This window comes from Parabacteroides gordonii MS-1 = DSM 23371, from assembly GCF_000969825.1.
In the GTDB taxonomy this organism is placed as follows: Bacteria; Bacteroidota; Bacteroidia; order Bacteroidales; family Tannerellaceae; genus Parabacteroides; species Parabacteroides gordonii.
Window position 1 is genome coordinate 875,179 of the sequence record NZ_KQ033919.1, and the last position, 18,985, is coordinate 894,163.

General features: G+C 39.0%; 20 protein-coding genes, 1 other RNA gene and 1 other annotated feature (1 of these 22 cut by a window edge). Of the genes, 3 read left to right on the forward strand and 18 right to left on the reverse strand.

From position 1 onward, the window contains the following. Positions 1-53 precede the first annotated feature (53 nt). Complete coding sequence (locus HMPREF1536_RS03415) at positions 54-896, forward strand: M23 family metallopeptidase (RefSeq protein WP_225608075.1); 843 nt, start codon at positions 54-56, stop codon at positions 894-896. Between the two features lie 53 nt (positions 897-949). Here HMPREF1536_RS03415 and ssrA read toward each other — a convergent pair. The 3 genes from ssrA to HMPREF1536_RS03425 all read right to left on the reverse strand — a co-directional run bounded on the left by ssrA (position 950) and on the right by HMPREF1536_RS03425 (position 3,090). Further along, positions 950-1,350: a transfer-messenger RNA gene (ssrA, locus tag HMPREF1536_RS26970) on the reverse strand. A 1,191-nt stretch (positions 1,351-2,541) separates the two neighbouring features. Further along, on the reverse strand, positions 2,542-2,772 hold the full coding sequence (locus tag HMPREF1536_RS03420) for a hypothetical protein (protein ID WP_028728630.1): 231 nt from the start codon (positions 2,770-2,772) through the stop codon (positions 2,542-2,544). Between the two features lie 66 nt (positions 2,773-2,838). Continuing rightward, positions 2,839-3,090, reverse strand: coding sequence for a hypothetical protein (locus HMPREF1536_RS03425; protein WP_028728631.1), 252 nt, complete (start codon positions 3,088-3,090; stop codon positions 2,839-2,841). 169 nt (positions 3,091-3,259) lie between these two features. Between HMPREF1536_RS03425 and HMPREF1536_RS03430 the strand changes: the two genes are divergently transcribed. Both HMPREF1536_RS03430 and HMPREF1536_RS03435 read left to right on the forward strand, forming a co-directional pair. Continuing rightward, positions 3,260-3,508, forward strand: a complete 249-nt coding sequence (locus HMPREF1536_RS03430; protein WP_028728632.1) for a helix-turn-helix domain-containing protein — start codon at positions 3,260-3,262, stop codon at positions 3,506-3,508. A gap of 2 nt (positions 3,509-3,510) precedes the next feature. Beyond that, complete coding sequence (locus HMPREF1536_RS03435; RefSeq protein ID WP_028728633.1) at positions 3,511-3,726, forward strand: hypothetical protein; 216 nt, start codon at positions 3,511-3,513, stop codon at positions 3,724-3,726. 133 nt (positions 3,727-3,859) lie between these two features. On the opposite strand, the gene HMPREF1536_RS03440 is transcribed toward HMPREF1536_RS03435, so the two are convergent. The 15 genes from HMPREF1536_RS03440 to HMPREF1536_RS28075 all read right to left on the reverse strand — a co-directional run. Further along, complete coding sequence (locus tag HMPREF1536_RS03440; RefSeq protein WP_044192744.1) at positions 3,860-4,363, reverse strand: hypothetical protein; 504 nt, start codon at positions 4,361-4,363, stop codon at positions 3,860-3,862. Positions 4,364-4,417: 54 nt separating this feature from the next. Further along, positions 4,418-5,092 carry a hypothetical protein gene (locus HMPREF1536_RS03445; protein WP_028728634.1) on the reverse strand — a complete coding sequence of 225 codons (675 nt, stop codon included), beginning with the start codon at positions 5,090-5,092 and terminating at the stop codon, positions 4,418-4,420. 316 nt (positions 5,093-5,408) lie between these two features. Continuing rightward, positions 5,409-9,947, reverse strand: a complete 4,539-nt coding sequence (locus HMPREF1536_RS26535; protein WP_028728636.1) for a hypothetical protein — start codon at positions 9,945-9,947, stop codon at positions 5,409-5,411. A gap of 1 nt (position 9,948) precedes the next feature. After that, positions 9,949-10,272, reverse strand: coding sequence for a hypothetical protein (locus HMPREF1536_RS03460; RefSeq protein WP_028728637.1), 324 nt, complete (start codon positions 10,270-10,272; stop codon positions 9,949-9,951). Positions 10,273-10,283: 11 nt separating this feature from the next. After that, on the reverse strand, positions 10,284-10,502 hold the full coding sequence (locus tag HMPREF1536_RS03465; RefSeq protein ID WP_028728638.1) for a hypothetical protein: 219 nt from the start codon (positions 10,500-10,502) through the stop codon (positions 10,284-10,286). Then, positions 10,499-10,975 carry a hypothetical protein gene (locus HMPREF1536_RS03470; RefSeq protein ID WP_028728639.1) on the reverse strand — a complete coding sequence of 159 codons (477 nt, stop codon included), beginning with the start codon at positions 10,973-10,975 and terminating at the stop codon, positions 10,499-10,501. The genes HMPREF1536_RS03465 and HMPREF1536_RS03470 overlap by 4 nt, the downstream gene beginning before the upstream one ends. After that, entirely contained in the window at positions 10,975-12,015 is a 1,041-nt protein-coding gene (locus HMPREF1536_RS03475) for a DUF6371 domain-containing protein (RefSeq protein WP_028728640.1), read from the reverse strand. The genes HMPREF1536_RS03470 and HMPREF1536_RS03475 overlap by 1 nt, the downstream gene beginning before the upstream one ends. A gap of 172 nt (positions 12,016-12,187) precedes the next feature. After that, the gene (locus HMPREF1536_RS03480) at positions 12,188-13,243 is read right to left on the reverse strand and encodes an AAA family ATPase (RefSeq protein WP_028728641.1); all 1,056 of its coding nucleotides are present in this window, start codon (positions 13,241-13,243) and stop codon (positions 12,188-12,190) included. Continuing rightward, complete coding sequence (locus HMPREF1536_RS03485; RefSeq protein ID WP_028728642.1) at positions 13,233-13,532, reverse strand: hypothetical protein; 300 nt, start codon at positions 13,530-13,532, stop codon at positions 13,233-13,235. Before HMPREF1536_RS03485 ends, HMPREF1536_RS03480 begins: the two co-directional genes overlap by 11 nt. Before the next feature lie 11 nt (positions 13,533-13,543). Further along, positions 13,544-13,837 carry a helix-turn-helix domain-containing protein gene (locus HMPREF1536_RS03490; protein ID WP_028728643.1) on the reverse strand — a complete coding sequence of 98 codons (294 nt, stop codon included), beginning with the start codon at positions 13,835-13,837 and terminating at the stop codon, positions 13,544-13,546. Between the two features lie 155 nt (positions 13,838-13,992). Continuing rightward, positions 13,993-14,772 (reverse strand): hypothetical protein, encoded by a 780-nt coding sequence (locus HMPREF1536_RS03495; RefSeq protein WP_028728644.1) that lies wholly within the window; start codon positions 14,770-14,772, stop codon positions 13,993-13,995. 11 nt (positions 14,773-14,783) lie between these two features. Then, on the reverse strand, positions 14,784-15,953 hold the full coding sequence (locus HMPREF1536_RS03500) for a site-specific integrase (RefSeq protein WP_028728645.1): 1,170 nt from the start codon (positions 15,951-15,953) through the stop codon (positions 14,784-14,786). Between the two features lie 290 nt (positions 15,954-16,243). Then, complete coding sequence (locus HMPREF1536_RS03505; RefSeq protein WP_028728646.1) at positions 16,244-17,125, reverse strand: alpha/beta hydrolase; 882 nt, start codon at positions 17,123-17,125, stop codon at positions 16,244-16,246. 30 nt (positions 17,126-17,155) lie between these two features. Next, entirely contained in the window at positions 17,156-18,703 is a 1,548-nt protein-coding gene (locus HMPREF1536_RS03510) for an arylsulfatase (protein ID WP_028728647.1), read from the reverse strand. An 81-nt stretch (positions 18,704-18,784) separates the two neighbouring features. Further along, the coding region (locus HMPREF1536_RS28075; protein WP_233426394.1) for a hypothetical protein at positions 18,785-18,985 on the reverse strand (201 nt) is incomplete at its 5' end. Continuing rightward, positions 18,873-18,985 (reverse strand) — a sequence feature (most likely nonfunctional fraction of RNA operon); it runs 2,767 nt beyond the window's last position. Its footprint overlaps the gene before it by 113 nt.

Sequence of the window (18,985 nt, forward strand, 5' to 3'; positions counted from 1 at the left end):
AGACTTTAGACTGGATTGTTTTTTCTACTTTTGTTCGTCTGAAAAATGTTTTTATAATGTCTAATATCTATAGTTATATATTATCTTTTACTACATTACTGACACTAACCACCTGTTCTGCAGTGCAAACACTGTCTCCGTCTACAGAACAGGAAGTGGTTATAGTTCCTCCATCTACAGATATTCCTCTACCTTCGGTTGAATATATATTCCTTCAACCGACACCGGAATTAGGAAAAACAGAATATGCCCGTAAAGATATAACAGAGAACTTCTCTCCCCGGGAAAAAGCAGACATCGCTGTTCCTGACCCTAAATTACTGTGTGACGAAAATTCTTTGATCATCGATCTCGGGTTGATATCCAAGGAAGATTACGCTTTTCCTCTACCTGGAGCGAAAGTAATATCGGCTTATGCCGGTCGCAGAAGACATCATTCGGGAGTCGATCTGAAGACTTGTGCCAACGATACTATCGTTGCCGCTTTCGATGGAATCGTCCGCATGGCTAAGCCTTATGCTGCTTACGGGAATGTCGTTGTTATACGTCATTATAATGGACTAGAAACAGTTTACAGCCATAACTCCAAAAATCTGGTCAAGATGGGAGATCGTGTAAAAGCAGGTGAGCCGGTCGGATTAACAGGACGAACCGGTAGAGCCACTACCGAACATTTACATTTTGAAGTTCGCATTAACGGACAGCATTTCAACCCGGAAAAGGTGTTTGATCTGGAAAACAGAAAGCTACACAGCACATGTCTGGTAGCAACTAAAACAGGTCGAAATATTGCAATAAAATCCGTAAACATACTTCCTCACCAGAGTGCAGGCGATTATCAGTATTCTTATATGGGAGTTTCCCAACCGGAAACCAATAAACGAATGGATTTATAAATCATCACATAACAACAAAAAAGGCTTGCTACCGGATGGTGCAAGCCTTTTTTGTGTGGAGATGGAGAGATTCGAACTCTCGTCCAAACGAGGAATTAATCTGCTTTCTACATGTTTATCTTCGCCTTCGATTGTCGGGATCAAGCAAGACCGAAGCCACCCACTTAATCCTTATCCTCTAAATTTTCGCCTGAGACCCGAGGCTCATTTCAGACTATCTCCGATATTGCTGCACCACCTGATCGGAAAGCTTCGAAGCCACAGCATCCGGGTGATGTCACGTCCCCGCAACTTTTGCAGGGATTAAGCTTGAATCTACTATACTTCGATTAAGCAGCGAGAGCGTAATTATTTTCGCCAGTTAATTGTTCGTTGTCTGAGATTTAAGTGCAAGCCAACCACGCACTACATGCTTACAAACCACTTCTACCCGCTGTCTAAACCGGTCATCCCCATGATTTTGTAACTAATTAATAATCAAAAGAAAGCGAAGATGTTTTCGTTCATGGGTAACAAACTAGTAACAAATTTAAAGAACTTTTCCTTCAAATAATCGCTTTCTTTGATGCAAAGATACGGATTAATCCGGATTTGCCAAATAACAGGCCGTATAAAGGCTAAATTCCTCCAACATATCACCTATCACATTTTTGTTACTCGTTTGTTACTCGCAGTATAGAGTTACTACACCGTAGTCTTTAGTCCAGTTTCTCCTACTAATTTTATCTTAACGCTTTTTAAAGGTCACTACTACTATAGATAACTACAGTTGGTTGCTATGGGGAAGGGGGCAAGAAGATGCTACGGTTTTTCGTGTTTGGTTTTTCCGGGCTTTGCCATCACCCTAAACCATCTACTTCGAAAACATACAATCGATAATGAAGACAGCACAAAACAGTGCTCTCATGTTCCTGACATATTTTTGTCAAATACTCACTACTGAACATTAAGTAGTAAAAATCTCCGTTCTTCAAATAATTACACAGGTTACGGGGTTACGGTTACGGAAGCATCATAGCTCTTATAAATAAAGTCTTTGAACAAAATCAAACCGTAACCTCATTGTTCCCGGCATTCCATCAAAGGACAGGTTCAAAGACCGTGCCGGGTATGGCCGTACAACTGAATGTCTGTTTAAACGCACATAACGTCACCATTATAATAAGCTCCTTGTAATCGAAATAAGACCGCCCTCAACAGATAATATCTGCATCTGCTTATGTCCTGTATCTCGCCTCCGGCTATGCTGGTGCCGGTTCAGCGTACATTTGTTCCCTGTTGTAGTCTCGCCCTACATTGTCCGGTCGTTCCGGTCTACAGGAATATTATTTATGTGGGTTTTCACCGATATTGGCGATAACCTGAGAAAAAAAAGTTTTTTTTTACCTACACATCCTACACTCCCTACACCATTTCCATATCTCACTTTTGCGATATATTTGACAATCAGCAAATTACGAAACAGTCTAAAAAATATAGTCTTTTGCCCTACACAGAATCGGTGTCTTTAATCCGCTATTTATGACGATCCAAAACTGGATCATCATACAAACCCGGCAGCCGTATTACTGCCGGGGCATCATAGAGATACGGATACGTTGGGTACGTGTCCCCAATGTGCTGTATCAACGCTTGATATGTTGTTTTATGCGGCAGTCAATGAGGCAAAGAACTTTCTGTACTCTCTTATAGCTTGGATAATTGATAAGTACTTACCCTGTGAGGCTTCCGGGTCATTAAGGCTCATATCGGCCAGATCGCAGGTTATATCGTCTATCTCTTGTAAGATATCCATGATACCGGCATTGTTATTACTCTGTAATTCTTCAATCTTAGATAAGATTGCACTGTCGATGTTAGTTCTTTTTGTTTCCATAATTGTTTATGTCAATAATATTTCTTGTTTGGGATGGAGTGGTTACTATCCACCCCACCCAGATTATTAATCTCCCGAATAAGCTCTATTAGCATACAGGCTACTCATGCCAACATGAGACAATACAACATTGTGCTTTCTTTCTTCCATCTGCTTTTGAAAAGCAGCCCTCTGTTCAGTCAAACGAACCATAGCCTTAGCAGATGACCATGCTTGTTTCAGACATGATCCAAACGTCCTACCGTACTGCTTACATTCTTTATATAATGTATGAGCAGATTTCATGATCTCGCTTTTGTTGTATTTCTGTGTTGCCATTGCTTTGTACCGTTTTAATTTTCGATTACGTTACAAATGTAATATAAAACGGTACACAACACAAAATAAAAAGAAATATTTAACATTACTTTAACGTCTAAATGTACCGATATAAGATTACAAACAACTTTTATTTGTATATTTGTATCGAAAACTAAAACATTACAGTATGGATTTAAGAATAAAAGAAGTTATCAAAGAAAAAGGCATGACTATAACAGAACTTGCCGATAAGATGGGGATTAATAGGGTGAATTTATCAAATATGGTAAATGGTAACCCTACAGTAGAAACTTTAAATAAAATTGCTTTAGCTCTCAACGTTCCGGTAACGGAGCTATTCGAGCAACCAAAGAAAGACTCTTTATCCCTCACCTGTCCGCATTGTGGGAAAGATATTAACATCAAAGTAGAATAATCATGGAGAAATTATTGAAGTATGTAGAAGCTAGGGCATTAGATAATAATAAAGTTGCCGACTTATGCAATGATTTGATTAATTCTGATTTTATGCAATTAAAGAATGATTTTGAACGTCGCAATTATATCAGGAGTATAGGAAAGGAACACCCTGTAACATCAGGAGCGGTTCAACAGTTATTGTTGGATTATGATAAAATCAAAGATAGCTTATAAAAATATCAACGGGCTCAACCAACTTTGCGCCGGTTGAATACTCAAAACGAGGGAAGCTTTTCCCTCGTTAAGTAGGCATTATCGTGAAACACCTTTTTGCCTGATTATCAACGACCAGCAGAAATCCCGCTCGTCAACTTTCCGGTTGTCCAGCTTTCCCTATCGCCTCCTTTTCCTTAAGATACAAAGCACATCTCGAGCATTGTAAGGGAAGATAATAATTGATCTGTTCCCCCTGTTCCGTCTGTTCTTTCTTCATCTGTTGAAGGTCGGCAAGTTTCATGCCGATATCGGCCTTTAGCTTCGGGTCTTTCTCTTTTCTGAATAATATTGTCAGTTCCCGGACTAGTTCGGTCTTATCTACGTCCTGGCCTTCCGTGCCTCTGTCAATGGCATCTGCACGTACTTGCGTCTGGTGCTCCTGAATGAATGCTTGTACCTTATCACTGTTGAACCATTTAGACAAGTTAACCCGGAACCCTTCGCCTTCAGATTTTAACGGCTTTTCCCTTGAGCATACGAAAGCCATCTTCTTATCTTTGGTAATCAGATAAGCATGTAAACAAAATCGTTCCTTCTCAGTCAATTGAGATATGAAAGATGCTCTTTCTTCTTGTGTGTATATTCGTTGTGCCATAATACTTTGATTTAGGGGTATGCAGAAAAATAAGCATACCCCTGTGATTAATAATTATAAACCGGTTGAACCATAACCGGAAACTCTCTCTACTCTTTCATCCAATCTGGATGAGATCTGTTTTAACCGGAATAAATCCCATTTAGCAAATTCTTCAACCGTTACGCCCTGGCCAAAACGGGCAAACCAAAGCTGATTACCTGCAAAAGGTCGCAAACCCTGTTCTTTCTCATAATCCCGGCATTCCCTGTATGCTGCGTACAATTTTTGATATAGTTCAAACAGCTTCTTTTCTTCTGCACGGAATTTACGTACGCCGATTGACGAGATACACTTGTCTACTTCTTCAGGATTAAAGTAGAATCGCCCGTTTTCCGCTTGAATAAGCGATAATTTTACACCTTTGATGTTCCGGACATAATCCGTACAAACGCCCTCCAAACGACCTAATACAGCGTCAAAAACCTTTCTGATCCTAACTTTCTCCTCATTCGGGCAAAAAGGAAGAGAAAGAACGTATTCCCGTTCTTTATTTCGGATAATTTCCGCTATAGCCCGTTCAGTCTTTAAAGCTTCCAGCAATTCAATATCAACTGCAAAGCCTTCCTTTTCGAATGCAGGCACTAAAATTTCATTGATAAACTGCTCAATGTCATGGAATCTCTGCAATTCTTCCGCTCTAGCTTCTTCGTTGATAACTGTGTTTGGTAAATTAATAATCTGTGTCATAATTATTTATGATTTAATAGTGAGTAAAAAAATCCAAGAAAAAAAAATTTATCTGTATCGAATGCCCCCCCCAATTCTACCACCTGGTAGACCGGGGGTGTACCCCTCCCTCTCTTACCAGTCATCAAAATACAGATAAAAGCGTTTCAACTTCCGATCATATCGCTTCTGAATAAACTGTTGCCGTTGCTCCTTCGAACGAAAGTAGAACATTGTTCGAAGGTCAATCCTCAACTTGTACATTGTCGACACGTCAGGAGATAAACGAGTTGTGTCTAATGGCTGTTGCCTGTTGATTAAGTCCAGCTTCTCCATATTATTTAATCCAAAGTCCAAACTCCTTACTCCTTCTGGCTCCGTCCAGTATATCTAAAATTCTATCTGTATTATCAGCGTTTTTACCGGTATACCCAGCAATAGCAAGTGTATTATTTGCTATATTATTTAACTGTATAAGCTGCGCTTCTGCCATTGCGCTTATTATTGGCAAATCAGCATTGATGATGTTTGTTAAAGTATGCACATCTACCCTTTGAGCGGACAGGTCTGCACGCATAGCATTCAGATAACTTCCAATAATATCAGCTTGATCTTCGGTTATATTCTTAGCCGCACCAGTTAACCCAGATTGCTTATTGTTGTCAGGTTCAAATATATCATAGCCTTTATCTTTTGCCTCGTCTTTTCGGTCTTGTAGCCATGCATTATATTTATCTTGATCCTTCATGATATTATCTGTCGCTTTATCTACGACCTCACCGGCTTTCTCAAACTTTTCAGCATCGCTCAATGCTGTATTAAGCATTATATCACTTATCTCTTTTTGTGCTTTTTCTAACTCGGGGCCGATGAAAAGAGAATAAGCCATTTGGGTAGCTAGGTTTTCCAACATGTCAGAAACAGATTTTGTAAATAATTTAGCTGCGTCTGATCCATTTGAAAAAGCATCAACCAAAGCGTCCGATAATGTACCTCCAAAATCCCCGAATATTCCTGTTAAGTAATCATTCATCTCCTGCAATGCGTCCTCTGCTGTCTGTGACAAATCAATAAGATTCTGCAAAGCCGCTTTGTCTTCTTCGGACATTTTACGGGTATTTATGATTGTTTCGGCTAGCTCTTTATTAAATTTACCTGCACCGTCAATAAGATCCGGATAAACATCAAGTATTGATGAATAAATATCTTTGCCTTTACCCCAACCAAATATCCCCGTCTTTTTATGCCCCGTCTTAACCTCTATATCCGCAAGTCCGGCATATGCTTTCTTTAGTTCAGCTTGTGGATCTGCAATCCCAAAAACCTTCTTAAAAAAAGCATCTTTTGATTGGCTTTTCTGTTGTTCTACGGTTCCTAACAATTCATTGTTTAAACCCAACATCGCCTCTTCCAGCACATTTACAGCATTAGCAGCCTTTCCGTATGCGTCTGTACCGAAAATAGTTTTAGCTTTTTCATATTCAATATTTTGCTGTAATAATAATAGATTGTATTCTCTTTGTTGAGAAATGGTCTCATTCATAATTTCCTTCAACGCCGCTTGATGCCTGGCCTCAGCGGCAAAAGCTTTACCTATAAAGTTTGCGGCCTCACCTACCGCCGCCGCTATTCCTCCAATGATACCGCCTTTGGCGAATCCTTGCCCTATATTAGAAATAGCGCTCATTGCATCCTGTACACCGCTCATTGCATCGGCAGCCTTTGTGTTGCCCATTTCCTCAAACATAGAGGATAAATCACCAACGACATCACCAAGCATTGACGATGCAGTAGAAGCGGCAGACCCAATATCTTGTAGACCTTCAGAAACTTCTTTGAATCCCTTTGCTGATTTTAGCTTTGCTAAGCCTTTCGTAAATCTTTCAAATATATTATCCCAGGAGTTGGATTTTCCGCCACTTAACAATCCTTCTAGTGCTTTTTTTAATTTATCCAACTCTGCGGGACTTTCTTCAATGGCTTTTAATTGTTCAGGAGAAATAAATTCTATGCCATTAACATCACCATTACCCGAAAGATAACTGCGTAATAGCCTTGCCTGTTCTATAAGTTTTGATAAATCAGAAAAGCCCATTTCAGAAACATCACCAAATAATCGTTTAAGGAAAGTGTTATCTTGATTGGCTAACGCCTTATTTTCTTCTTCTGTAATTGATTTTAAGGCCTCTTTCATTTTGTCATTAGCCACTTTAACAGACCGGTCTATTTCCTCTCCGTTTTCATCTGTACGCTTTGCGTTTAATATAGCTATATCATTATTGAATTGTTTTTCAACAGCCTTTCTCCTTGTGGCAAAATCTTGATATTTCAGCAATAAGCTTTTTAACAAATCTCCAGTTTGTTTTTCCTGTAAATCAGAAGACTGCTTAAGTTGTTCGTTTTGCTGCGATTGGAAGTTTTCAACTTGTATACTTAAAGGATTTTTCTTTATTTCTTCAGCTAAATCATAATATTTCTCTTGAGCAAGATGCAACCCCTCACCAAAATCCTCTGCAATCTTGTCGCTTAAATCGGTATCTACATTTAGTACAATACCCAAACCGCCATTCTTTTTATTATCGGCTTGGAGTATATTTTCTGCATCATTTAATGTTGTATCAATATATTGTTCAAGCTCTTCTGGGCTTAACACGGTTCCGTCCGGAAGAATAGGCGTTACATGTACCATAACGTCTTTTCCTGCTTGATTTAACTGAAATGACGAACTAAAAACGGTAGCAATTCCTTCACCTGCATCTTCCCATCCTTTTTTTGCTAACTCCGCAGCATCTACAAGGGGCCTAGCTAATAAGTCGACATTACCTTTACCAAATGTTTCATTCATTTGATTTCCCAGAGTCTTTAGTTGATTGGTCAAATCGATTATACTTGTAAATTGTAATTTATCTTTCTTAAAATTAGGATTTTCTTTTTCCCATTGCTCACGTTCTAATTTTCTTACCTTTTCGAGACTATCTTTTGATTCTTTTTCAATGGCCGCATTTCTTTTATGGTAATCTAATTTAATTTGAGCAAGAGTTTTCTCACTCCCATCCTTCATTAAATTGATGCGAGTCTGTTCGATATCTAATTCGGCTTTTGTTATAGCTTCTTTTAAGAGTTGATTTGCTTTTTCAATTTCACTACGTTGTTTTTCAGAATCAATATATGGCGTTTTATCCTTTGAACTTTCATATACCTTAAGCTGTTCATTTGCTTCTTTCAAGGCATTGCTAGCCCGAGTGTAGCTTTCTATAATATCTTTAGGTATACCTTTAGTTACACCTTTATCTAAGCTTGCTCTTTGCTTTGAGTCAATATGTTCTAAAGCCGAATCGGCTTGCTTCTTGATTTCTTCCCAATAAGCTTTGTTTTTAATGACATCCTTGTCTGCTTCTTCTTTATTGAAAAATGGGTTATATTTTTTTTGAATCTGAATTAATTCTTCTTGATAACCATAGTAGTTATTAACATACTGCCTTACTGCATCTCCAAAGCCTTTACCTAGGTCTGCATTATTAGTTAAATATCTTATCTTGTCAAATACCCCTCTTACTGTTTTTTCAATACCATATCCTTCTTTTCGAAATGTTTCCGTCAAATCGACAATATCATCAACCATGGAAACAAAATAATTACCATCTTTTCCCTTTATCTTCTTTTCTGCAATATGCCTTATTTCCTCCAAGGCATCTGCCTGTTTTTTTATTGATTCACCTGCAACATCATTTATCGCATTTGACTGCAATCGAGCTGCTAAAGAATCTTTTATTGATCTGGTTATTTGTCTATAGGCGGCATCCAATTCGTCAATAGAACTCTTCTCTGTTAATAAATTAGGCAAATATTTACCGTATTCATTATTAATATCATTTATAGCCTTTCTTCTCCCCTCTGTCCCTTCGTTTGTACGTTTAAGAGCATCGAAAAGAAGTCTGGCATTTGTTTCTCCTTTAATCAACTCTTCATTAAAACTAGATAAGCTCTCTTTTAATTTGCTGATATTTTTTTCTCCACTAATCAAACCTTGTATCCACACCTGTATCTCTCTAGAATAGGCCGTAAGAACTGTCACGCCTATAATTAAAGCCGTCTGCCAATTCACCAACGCACTTAATATCTGTTTATACACAGGAGTAAAAGTTTCCCCTGACTTACGGAGCGATGCTACCTCTTGTCGGACTCGTGAAATTTCATCCGCCAGCATAGGCAAGTTATTACTAAGCGAAATAATACCTGTTGAAATAGATATAGCGAAGTTTGGAAGTTCTCGAGCAACCATGCCTATTTGAGTTCGCAGCCCATTATACTGCGTACCCATCGTTTTGGCCAAAGCTGCATTGTTAGCCATTTCAGCGTTGATCTTTGCAAGATTCTCATCTGCGTTGTTTATGGTTGTCAACAAAGATTTTCCGATGCCAGAATTACGGTCCGTCTCAGATAAAGAACGGTAGGTATCTTTTAGCTTCTTTAATTCATTCTCCAGCATTTTGATGGAACCGGCAGCTGTTTGAGCAGTACCTTGTTCCTTCTCCAACTCACTATAGTAAGCAGACATTTGCTTTTGGGCATCACTATATCTTGTTAGTGACTGGATGTATTCTTTAAATTCACCAGCAGACTGTTTTTTTAATGCTCTTTCCCGTGCCGCTGCTAATTGATCGGCTCCTTTTGCAGCACCTTGATAAGCGTTTCCAACCTTTAGAATATCCTCCGCATCTTTCTGTGTAATGCGTGTTTTACCAATCTTTATTCCTCCAGCGATTTTAGCAACCTCTTCAGCCAACTTTTTATCTTTTTTGAGGATTTCTTCTAATTTATCCTCTCCTGTTATACTGTAATATAACTCTCCCAAAAATCCACTTTTATTTGCCATGTTATTGTTTATTTAAAAATTTAACAATTAAATCTTCTCGTAATAAAGTCCACTTTTCGCCTTTGTGTTTTGCTTGGATAATACAAAAAAACAAGGGTGTGAAACCATGATTATTTTTTTCTGATTCATTAATAAAATCAAGTCCAATATCTGTACCTAGAACATTCTCTATAGATTCATCAACCCCATAAGTCTGATACATATCGTTTACATTCAAAAACACATCTTTAGTGTTCCTGTCAATACGTATATTAATTGGTGAACCTTTCACATCATACACATAATAAACATACGTATCATCTTCTTTTATTCTCTTTATATTCATGCCTTTAGGCTCTATATTATTTCCATTACAAACCGTTCAAAGGCCAATACAATTGGCTGCTTACCCGTAAATCGAAAAGCGTAATCTAGCTTATCGTTATGATCCACACATAGGTAGATATCCCCTCTTCTAAGATTCTTTTCCCACCAGGCGATATCAAACGGTATCTTCATACCCATTCTGTCAATTAGGCGTATCTGGTCGATGTTTTCTACTTTTGTCGCTATCATATGCTCATTTCGTTTAAAAAGTCGTCGTAACATTTAACGATAGCATAATGACCGCCAGCTGCTTTTATTTTTGCCTCAACATCCTTCTGTATATCCGACTGGCGATCCCTGCCTATCTTGATCTCAAAATTGTACACCTTGCCGTTATAAGTCACTTGTACATCGGCAATACCTTTCGTTGTACCGGACTTGCGCCAGCATCCCAGATGCGAATCATATTGCCCCTGGCTATTCTGACGCTGATAGAAGGCATTATTTACCTTTGACCAAGCATCTATACATTTAGCCAAAGAATTGGCTGTATCGTCCCGAAATGAGGTCTTAAATCGGCAATGTTCAGGTATAGAACTGTTCCGGTATTTCCAGTTGAAATAATCTGCCTCTAATTGCTTCACGCTATCCGGTTTCATATACCGGGATTTGGCCGGTTTCTTTATCTTTGCTATCGTAGGAATTAAATCATTCGTATTCATTACGCAATAAGCTTTAAATCAAATGTTTCAATTAATGATTTCAGTACCGGGTTAATACCTAATAGTGTATCCAATGTATTAGGAGCCGGTCTACAATCAGTCATAAGATCACGTATTAACCAATCTGCCAGGTCGATCTTATTAGTCCTATCCTGATCGGTCGCATTCTTTTCCAATATATCCGATACCTGGATGTTAAGCTCTATGGATTCAAGCTCTTTGGCCTTATCTTTCCAGTAGTCGAACCCATCTACATCGGGGAACGCCAGAACCGTTCTTCCATGTAATACCTTCATCTTTTCAATAGATAGCTGGGATTTACCGCCCGTAGCCAACCAAATGTATTCAGGATATACGCCAGACGCAATCAAGGCTGATTTCTCACTTTCTACCAATGCTACCGGCTTTTCAGGGTACATCTTCAAAAGGTGCTCACCGAATAAGCATTGAACCAGGTTGAAATTGTCCGGCAATAGCTTCTTTTTCTTCAATACCGAATGAACCCAGTTGATGCCACCTGCATCTTTTACCCTATGTCCGGTTTCCTGGTTATACTTCATGATCTTTCCAGTTCTAACTTTGCCATTGATATCAATCTGCCAGTAGATGATACAACCGTCTTTAGTGGCTCCCAAAGCGTAATCATTCATCAGTCTTTCAATCGTAGGTGATTCCAGCGTATAACGGTCAAATAAGCCACACAGGAAACGGATAAACGAACTGTTATAGCTTGCCGATCTTTCGACGTATTGAAAAGGAATATAGCCTACTTCCTGTTGAGGCTTCTGTATCGGTTTTTGCCGGACAGGAGCTACAAACAGTTCTTTCTCTACCGGATTATCAATAAAGAACTGTTTCGGTGTATAGTGGTATCCGCAACTACTTTCGTGGTTGCACCGTCCGACCGTTTTGGCTATCGGTTCCCCTGTATTGCCGTCCAGGTAATAGGCGAACGAGTGAGGATCGCCACACAACGGACATTCATGTCGGGAAGATCGACCGGAGTACTTTTCTAAATATGGTTGATTGTAATTTGTCATACTATTATCAATTGAAAAGAACAACATCAATGAATATAGGTGGGTACTATGGTTATGGCTACTTAGGTGGGTACAGGGTACACCCCCTATATATAGGGGGGTGTGTACCCGGTTACCCGTACCATTGCTACTGTACCCGAAAATACCCGATTGTACCCGGTAGTGTACCCGCTTAAAAAGGTAATTGTTCCGATTCATTATTTGTCTCCTTTCCTTTGTAATAAAGTAGCCCCACATTGTTTTCAACAAGTACCCCTATTTCCCTGGCTTCTCTTATTCTTCGGTTAGCCATAGATTTCTTTATCCCCTCGTCGACCATAATAGCATCTCTTAAATCAGTTTGCCGAATAGGTTGAGTATATTTACAAAAGATGGTCTTAAGATTATCTTCTTTATCAGACTTTTCAGGAATAGAAGCAAGTACGGGTAATCCTTCCTTATTCACGGCAAAAGCAAAATCGTCTACTGCAATATCTCTGCACCGTTCTACTGATACGGTTGAGATATCACCATCTGCCCGGACGATAAACAAGGCTTGTGCCTTATTGAGAAAGTTTGTTCCTAAATGACCTCTAGGTTTATCGCCTCCTGGGTTGGTATGTAATACTGTGACAATATGATTATCTAATTCTTTCGTGATATCCATGAACATCGTAGCCAGCTTTGCACTTTCAGAGCTATCATTTACATCAAGGATAAGATCAGCAGCACCGTCTACCACTACCAAAGAAGGACGATATAACCGAATCGCTTTATCTGTTAATTCCCTACGTTTTTCAGGTTCGTACTCTCTGAAACAAAGCATACGGAACCGATCTGTTTTTTGATTCGTTGGTAATCCTGCAATTCGGCATACCCGTTTAGCGACTTTGGCCGCATGATAGATACTTTGTTCCGTATCAATCCAAAGAACACAACCGGCATCGTTCGGACTACTCATATTCATGTATTCATCAGTACACAGATAAGCACCAACCATAGCAGATACACAAAATGTTTTCCGGCTTTTAGCGGCTCCGACCACAACAGAAAAGTCACCTTTGCTGATCATTACCTTATTCCCTTGATACAGTACTGGTGGTGGTGATGGGATATCAATACTTAAGTCTATTTCTGCTTTTTGAAGCAATGAAAGAGATTCATCATCGATATTTACGCCATTATTACCACTGTGCAAATCAATCTTTTGCAACTCGGCTTTAATAATATCTCTGTAGTTAGAAGTCATCTTGTTGGTCATTTAAAAAAGATAATTCGCCCTGTTTATTATCAGGTATCAGCCAGTAAAGTTTGCACATGTTTGCCTGTCTAACATCTTGAATATTATACCCATCTTTACGTAAATCAGAAATTACTTTGCGAGCGTCATTACTATTTGTGAGATTATTAATATCTTTCGCTGTAAGTCTTTTTCCTGACCTAAAAAGAGATCGGACAGTTGCACGTATTCGATTTTTTGTATTATCTTTGTTTCCGGTTTCAGGGGCGGCTTCGGTCGCCTTTTTTCTTTCAGCCATAACTAAACCTCCTATCTATTTCCGATTTTTCCAGTAACCAGATAATTTGTTGCTTTTTGTTCTATCTCATCATTTGTAGCAACCCTATTCTGCTTCATCCAGTCCTCTATTTCTTTTCTATCGAAATAAAGTTGTTTCCCATTCGGCTTGTAATGTGGAATTTGATGGCTGTAGGTAAGTTTATACAGATGGCTCTTGCTAAATCCTGTAAGTAATGCAACATCATCAAAGCAAAGTACATTCTTTGCAGCTAATAGGCTATATTGCTCAATTCTATCTAATTGCTGTTTTATTTCTTCTGACATAATACAATAAATTATTTGTTCATGAATGGGGCGTGTACTTTGCCCGTTGCTTTGTAATTACATTGCAAATATCAGCAGGAAAGGAAATAAAAATCCCCCATATAGTCACTACTATAGTCACTATATGGGGGTTTATATCACTGTATATCTTGCAGTTACTTTTTCTTTGCCTTATCTCTAATATCTTTGGAGAATAGAGTATCAATTATTTTTAGACTGTCTTGATCCGCTTCATACATTTTAACCTGAGCTAGTCCTTTTATGCCCCATAAATCTTCAAATGTTTTCCATTTTGATTTTATTCCTAACTCCTCACTTGCTAACTCCGCAAACCGTCTTTTTTGATAAATTGTCAATCCTATACTCTGAAAACCGTTACCCAATATATTTGCATTTACAGCCCTCTGCAATACTTCTAGTGCCTTTTCTGTATCTAATTCTTTCGGGACACTATCAGAGTTGTTCCGATTCGTAAGACATTGTTTTAACTCAGCAAATATATTCTGTAATATCTCCGTTTTTAAATTAATATCTTTTACAATATAAGCGATTTGCTGTAATATTTCATTTCTTTCCGTTTGTGTTATTTTCCCCTCTCTCACTAAACTAAGGATTTGTCTATGATATTCATTATTGATATCAAACATAATATCATCAAATTCAAAAGGGAATACAACAGCCGCTTTTTCAACCTCTAATCTTTTTGCAAAAAAAGAGGAATACTCTTTTATATTCTCTATTGTTGAGTTTTTCAATATTTCGTCTTTTATTTCGTATGGAGATAACCTAGATACTCTTTGACGCAAATCTTTTCCGTATGAAATACTACTATTAACAAGGCTATTCCCTTTTAATACCGGATCAGTCCATAAACCAACCCAATTCACAGCCTCATTAATAGTGTCTATGTAATTATCAACAATGCTTGTTTCCATAATTCGCATTTTTAATCAAATATACCATCCTGCTTATGAACCGCAGCTTTTTTATTTTTGTCTATGATCTTCGCATAAATCTGCGTTGTGCTTATCTTTGTATGTCCCAGTAATTTACTAACGGTCTCAATTGGTACGCCCAAACTCAGGTTTAATGTAGCTGCAGTATGCCGGGAACAATGGAATGAAATCTTTTTCTTGATACCGGCAGATGTACACCAGTTCTTCAGTTTTCGGTTAGAATTATCATTCTTTGGCAGAGTAAAGATCAAATTTTCATCAGATCCTGTTTTTTCTGGTAACCACTTCAACGCCTCCTTACTTACCGGAAAATCTTCATAACGTTTTGTTTTAATTACACGAAGTCGAAGAATAATTTCACCGTTGTTATCCTCCCTAAGATCTCCCCAAAGCAAGTTCTTTACATCGCTATATCGAAGTCCTACCAGACAACAAAAGAGAAATGAACGTTTTAACATATCGTCCTTACAAGGGGTTCCCATTAGTTTTTTTATTTCTTCAATTGTCAAGAACTCCCTTTGCCCCTCTTCAGGCTTTGGCCTATCTGTATTATCCACTTTATCCAAAGGATTAATGACAATTATATCCGCTAACATAGCCTTACGGATCACCCAAGTAAATTTCTTATACAGATTGTATTGAGTATTCTGTGAAAGAGTTTCGTCTTTGGGCTTTTTCTTACTATTCTCATAATTGAAGTTTACAGCAGTACGGAGATAGGCTATAAACCCTTTAACAAATTCAGTATCTACTTTAGCAAAGGTTATCTTATCGCCAGCATAAGCTTCTAAATGCTTTGCAAGCGAATGGAGAGTATAGTAATAACTGCGCTTGTTACCCGACTTTGCTAGTTGTTCATCTGCTAGGTGTAAAACAAATTGAATCAGATTCATCTTTGATCTGGTAGTATTTGTTTTAAAGCCATGTTCGTTATTTTGCAACTCTACGATTCGTTTAGCCTTGATCGCATTAGCTAACTCCAACGTTTTACGGTTGGCTTCCTTATCTGTTTTTGATTTTTCCGGAATAAGATAGAGTTTGAGAAACTCGTACACACGATCACCGTCTTTGTATAGATCCAGGTAAATCGATTCATTCCCGTTGGCCAGTTTCTTTGTACGAATACGTACCGGCTCTTTAACTTTGACTTGCTTTGCCATATCGTTACTTTATTTGTTACCCACCACAAAGATAAGTAACATTTTCGTTCACGGGTAACAAACGAGTAACAAAAGTAACAAAAAAAAGAGCTAAACAAAGGAAAACACATTGTTTCCGTCTAGCTCTTATATCACTCACAAAATACTGATATTTAGTATTTTATTTAGCTTTTCTTTTACTCTTATTTTCTTTGATTTTTAGGGTAGGTCTTTCTAAACCGGTCATCCCCATGATTTGTGAGTACAAAGATACAAAGAATCTCCGTATCCTCGTACTCTATTTAGATTTTTTATTCAATCACACCCAGTTCACGGAACCAGTCTTCGGCTCTGTCCGGCCATTCATTCACAGCAGCTCCTGTGTCTCTCAGTCCATAGCCATGACCTCCTTTGCTATATAAATGCATCCGAGCAGGAACACCGGCTTCTTTCAAAGCATAATAATAGAAAAGACTACTATTGATATATGATTTATCATCTTCCGTCTGCACAAGCATAGTAGGCGGAGTAGCAGAAGTCACCTTCAATTCCGGAGCCAACTGAAAGTTCTCACCATCCAGGTAAGCCGGATAAACCAACAAGCAGAAATCAGGACGGCAACTGACTTTATCGGCAGCATCCACTGCCGGATAAGTACGTTTATCAAAATTATTACTAACCATTGCAGAAAGGTGACCTCCAGCCGAAAATCCCATCACGCCAATACGCTGAGGATCGATATTCATCTCTTCCGCATGAGCCCTGACATAACCGATCGCACGCTGAAGATCCTGCAAGGGAGCTTCATGCTTCGCCAGACCTTCCCGGCGAGGGACACGGTATTTCACCAACACGGCCGTTATACCCAGATTATTCAACCATTCACAAACTTCATCACCTTCCAGGTCATAAGCCAGAATATTATAGCCGCCGCCTGGACAAACAACCATTGCAGCACCTGTGGCCACTTCGTCCGGAGCTGGATAAACGGTGATTGTCGGCTCACTCACATTCGATATACGCAACACAGTTTCGCCTCCGGTTTGTCCACCATCACTATCTGCCTTCTCTATCAGCTTGGTTGTTTCGCCTGGCGCTCCTTTTGGGAACAACAGGATCGGATTATCTTGTGCCATAACTGATCCAATTACACAACTTGCTCCTACAAGCAGGAGTATCCATTTTCTGACCATATACTACGAAGTTTAAAGAATTTATAAGAATCATATTTTTTGCGGAAAATTCGGACTATACAGTATAGTCTTTTCCAAAGTAACTAATTCGCCATTCTTCACATAATCATCTCCACGCTCTGAAAGATGATCAACCATTGCTTTACGGAGCTCCTTCAGTTGTTTGGCATATGCTTTCTTCTCCGAACAATCGGTTAGCTCACCCGGATCTTTTTGAAGATCGAACAATTGTTCTTTCCCATTATGAAAATTCCATACATATTTCAACTTTCCATCTGTCAATGCACACCAATAATTGTCGGCACTATAACAGGTGGCATGTTCCAGATCGATATATTTACGCCATTCATCCGAATGCCCCTGTACCAGTTTCAATAACGAACTGCCATCCATATCAGGGGGCACAGCACCACCTGCCAGATCGATAAAAGTAGGAAGAAAATCCCGAAGTTCAACCGGCTGTTCTATTTTTGTACCATTCGGCACTGATTTCTTTACATACGATGGCCATTTAACAACATAAGGGATATGGGCAGAACCTTCATAAGGATACGTCTTTCTCCAATGATAATGATCGCCCAGCATGTCACCATGATCAGCTGTAAAACAGATGATCGCATCATCATACATACCTTTTTCTTTTAAGGCTGTGATGATCTCTCCGATCTGATCATCGATAAAAGTAATATTTGCATAATAATGTCTTCTGGAATTAACGGCATAATCGTCTCCAAAATTTCCAAACGGAGCATCCGAAGCCGCTTTCTCCGGATCCAGGCGCTCTGCATATTTACCGCACCAGTCGCCTATAACCGGCTTTGGTATTTCGACATTCTTATATAGATCCAGATAACGTTTCGGAGGATCGTAAGGACTATGCGGACGTGCAAACGAAACCTTCATAAATAACGGTTTATCGTTATTATAATTACGGATAAGCTCACAAGCAGTCTGCCCTGTCCAGGTAGTCGGATGCAATCGTTCCTCCAGTTTATAGATACCGGCTCCATGATCATTCCAGCCAATACCTGTCAGATCCGGATCTTGTCCGGGAGCATTCAATTGAAACCATTCACGGTAATCACTAATAAAATCTTTGGATTCGACTCTTCCGCTTTCATCGATTAATGTAGCGTGGAAACCATGAAGCGCCTTCTGGGGAAACCAATGCATCTTTCCGATGCCAAAAGTAAAATACCCCAGGTTACGCAACATTTGCGGCATTTCATATTTATATTGTTCAGCCATTCGTCCATAACCGAGCATACCATGATGCCAGGGAGACAGCCCGGTCAGCAAACCGGCGCGTCCGGGCGTACTACTGGGGGCCGATGAATAACCACTTACAAATAAAGTACCTTCTTCTGCCAGCTTATCTATATTAGGTGAGATAACCGCTTTATTTCCCATACAGCCCAAAACATCCCCACGATGCTGATCGGTCATGATAAAAATTACATGAGGCTTTTTTTTCACTTCTTCCTGCTCCTGAGAAGGAGTTGCAGACTGTGCCACATGATTGACTCCAAAGCCTGTACCAGCCAGGAGGGACGATTTAAGAAAGGTTCTTCTTTTCATTATATATTTTTCTATGAGTACAGATTCAGATAGCGAAGATATATATCTTATTTGATACGTGCAAAGAGAAGACGATTAATATTAATCCGGAAAACAAAGGTTATAAAACAGCAAAAAGGGATCAACCTTACGATTGATCCCTTTTCCTTGTTTTGAGTTCTTGACTCTAAAACGGCGGCTATCTACTCTCCCACTTTTACGCAGTACCATCGACGTGGTTGGGCTTAACTTCTCTGTTCGGAATGGGAAGAGGTGGATCCCCAACGCTATAACCACCTTAAT

Bases quoted from the DNA above. Each gene is read 5' to 3' on its own strand.
- HMPREF1536_RS03465 (WP_028728638.1), bottom strand. From the start codon at position 10,502: ATGATAGCGACAAAAGTAGAAAACATCGACCAGATACGCCTAATTGAC.
- HMPREF1536_RS03470 (WP_028728639.1), bottom strand. From the start codon at position 10,975: ATGAATACGAATGATTTAATTCCTACGATAGCAAAGATAAAGAAACCG.
- HMPREF1536_RS03500 (WP_028728645.1), bottom strand. From the start codon at position 15,953: ATGGCAAAGCAAGTCAAAGTTAAAGAGCCGGTACGTATTCGTACAAAG.
- HMPREF1536_RS03505 (WP_028728646.1), bottom strand. From the start codon at position 17,125: ATGGTCAGAAAATGGATACTCCTGCTTGTAGGAGCAAGTTGTGTAATT.
- HMPREF1536_RS03435 (WP_028728633.1), top strand. From the start codon at position 3,511: ATGGAGAAATTATTGAAGTATGTAGAAGCTAGGGCATTAGATAATAAT.
- HMPREF1536_RS03485 (WP_028728642.1), bottom strand. From the start codon at position 13,532: ATGGCTGAAAGAAAAAAGGCGACCGAAGCCGCCCCTGAAACCGGAAAC.
- HMPREF1536_RS03460 (WP_028728637.1), bottom strand. From the start codon at position 10,272: ATGAATATAAAGAGAATAAAAGAAGATGATACGTATGTTTATTATGTG.
- HMPREF1536_RS03430 (WP_028728632.1), top strand. From the start codon at position 3,260: ATGGATTTAAGAATAAAAGAAGTTATCAAAGAAAAAGGCATGACTATA.
- HMPREF1536_RS03440 (WP_044192744.1), bottom strand. From the start codon at position 4,363: ATGGCACAACGAATATACACACAAGAAGAAAGAGCATCTTTCATATCT.
- HMPREF1536_RS03480 (WP_028728641.1), bottom strand. From the start codon at position 13,243: ATGACTTCTAACTACAGAGATATTATTAAAGCCGAGTTGCAAAAGATT.
- HMPREF1536_RS03510 (WP_028728647.1), bottom strand. From the start codon at position 18,703: ATGAAAAGAAGAACCTTTCTTAAATCGTCCCTCCTGGCTGGTACAGGC.
- HMPREF1536_RS26535 (WP_028728636.1), bottom strand. From the start codon at position 9,947: ATGGCAAATAAAAGTGGATTTTTGGGAGAGTTATATTACAGTATAACA.
- HMPREF1536_RS03420 (WP_028728630.1), bottom strand. From the start codon at position 2,772: ATGGAAACAAAAAGAACTAACATCGACAGTGCAATCTTATCTAAGATT.
- HMPREF1536_RS03475 (WP_028728640.1), bottom strand. From the start codon at position 12,015: ATGACAAATTACAATCAACCATATTTAGAAAAGTACTCCGGTCGATCT.
- HMPREF1536_RS03495 (WP_028728644.1), bottom strand. From the start codon at position 14,772: ATGGAAACAAGCATTGTTGATAATTACATAGACACTATTAATGAGGCT.
- HMPREF1536_RS03445 (WP_028728634.1), bottom strand. From the start codon at position 5,092: ATGACACAGATTATTAATTTACCAAACACAGTTATCAACGAAGAAGCT.
- HMPREF1536_RS03425 (WP_028728631.1), bottom strand. From the start codon at position 3,090: ATGGCAACACAGAAATACAACAAAAGCGAGATCATGAAATCTGCTCAT.
- HMPREF1536_RS03490 (WP_028728643.1), bottom strand. From the start codon at position 13,837: ATGTCAGAAGAAATAAAACAGCAATTAGATAGAATTGAGCAATATAGC.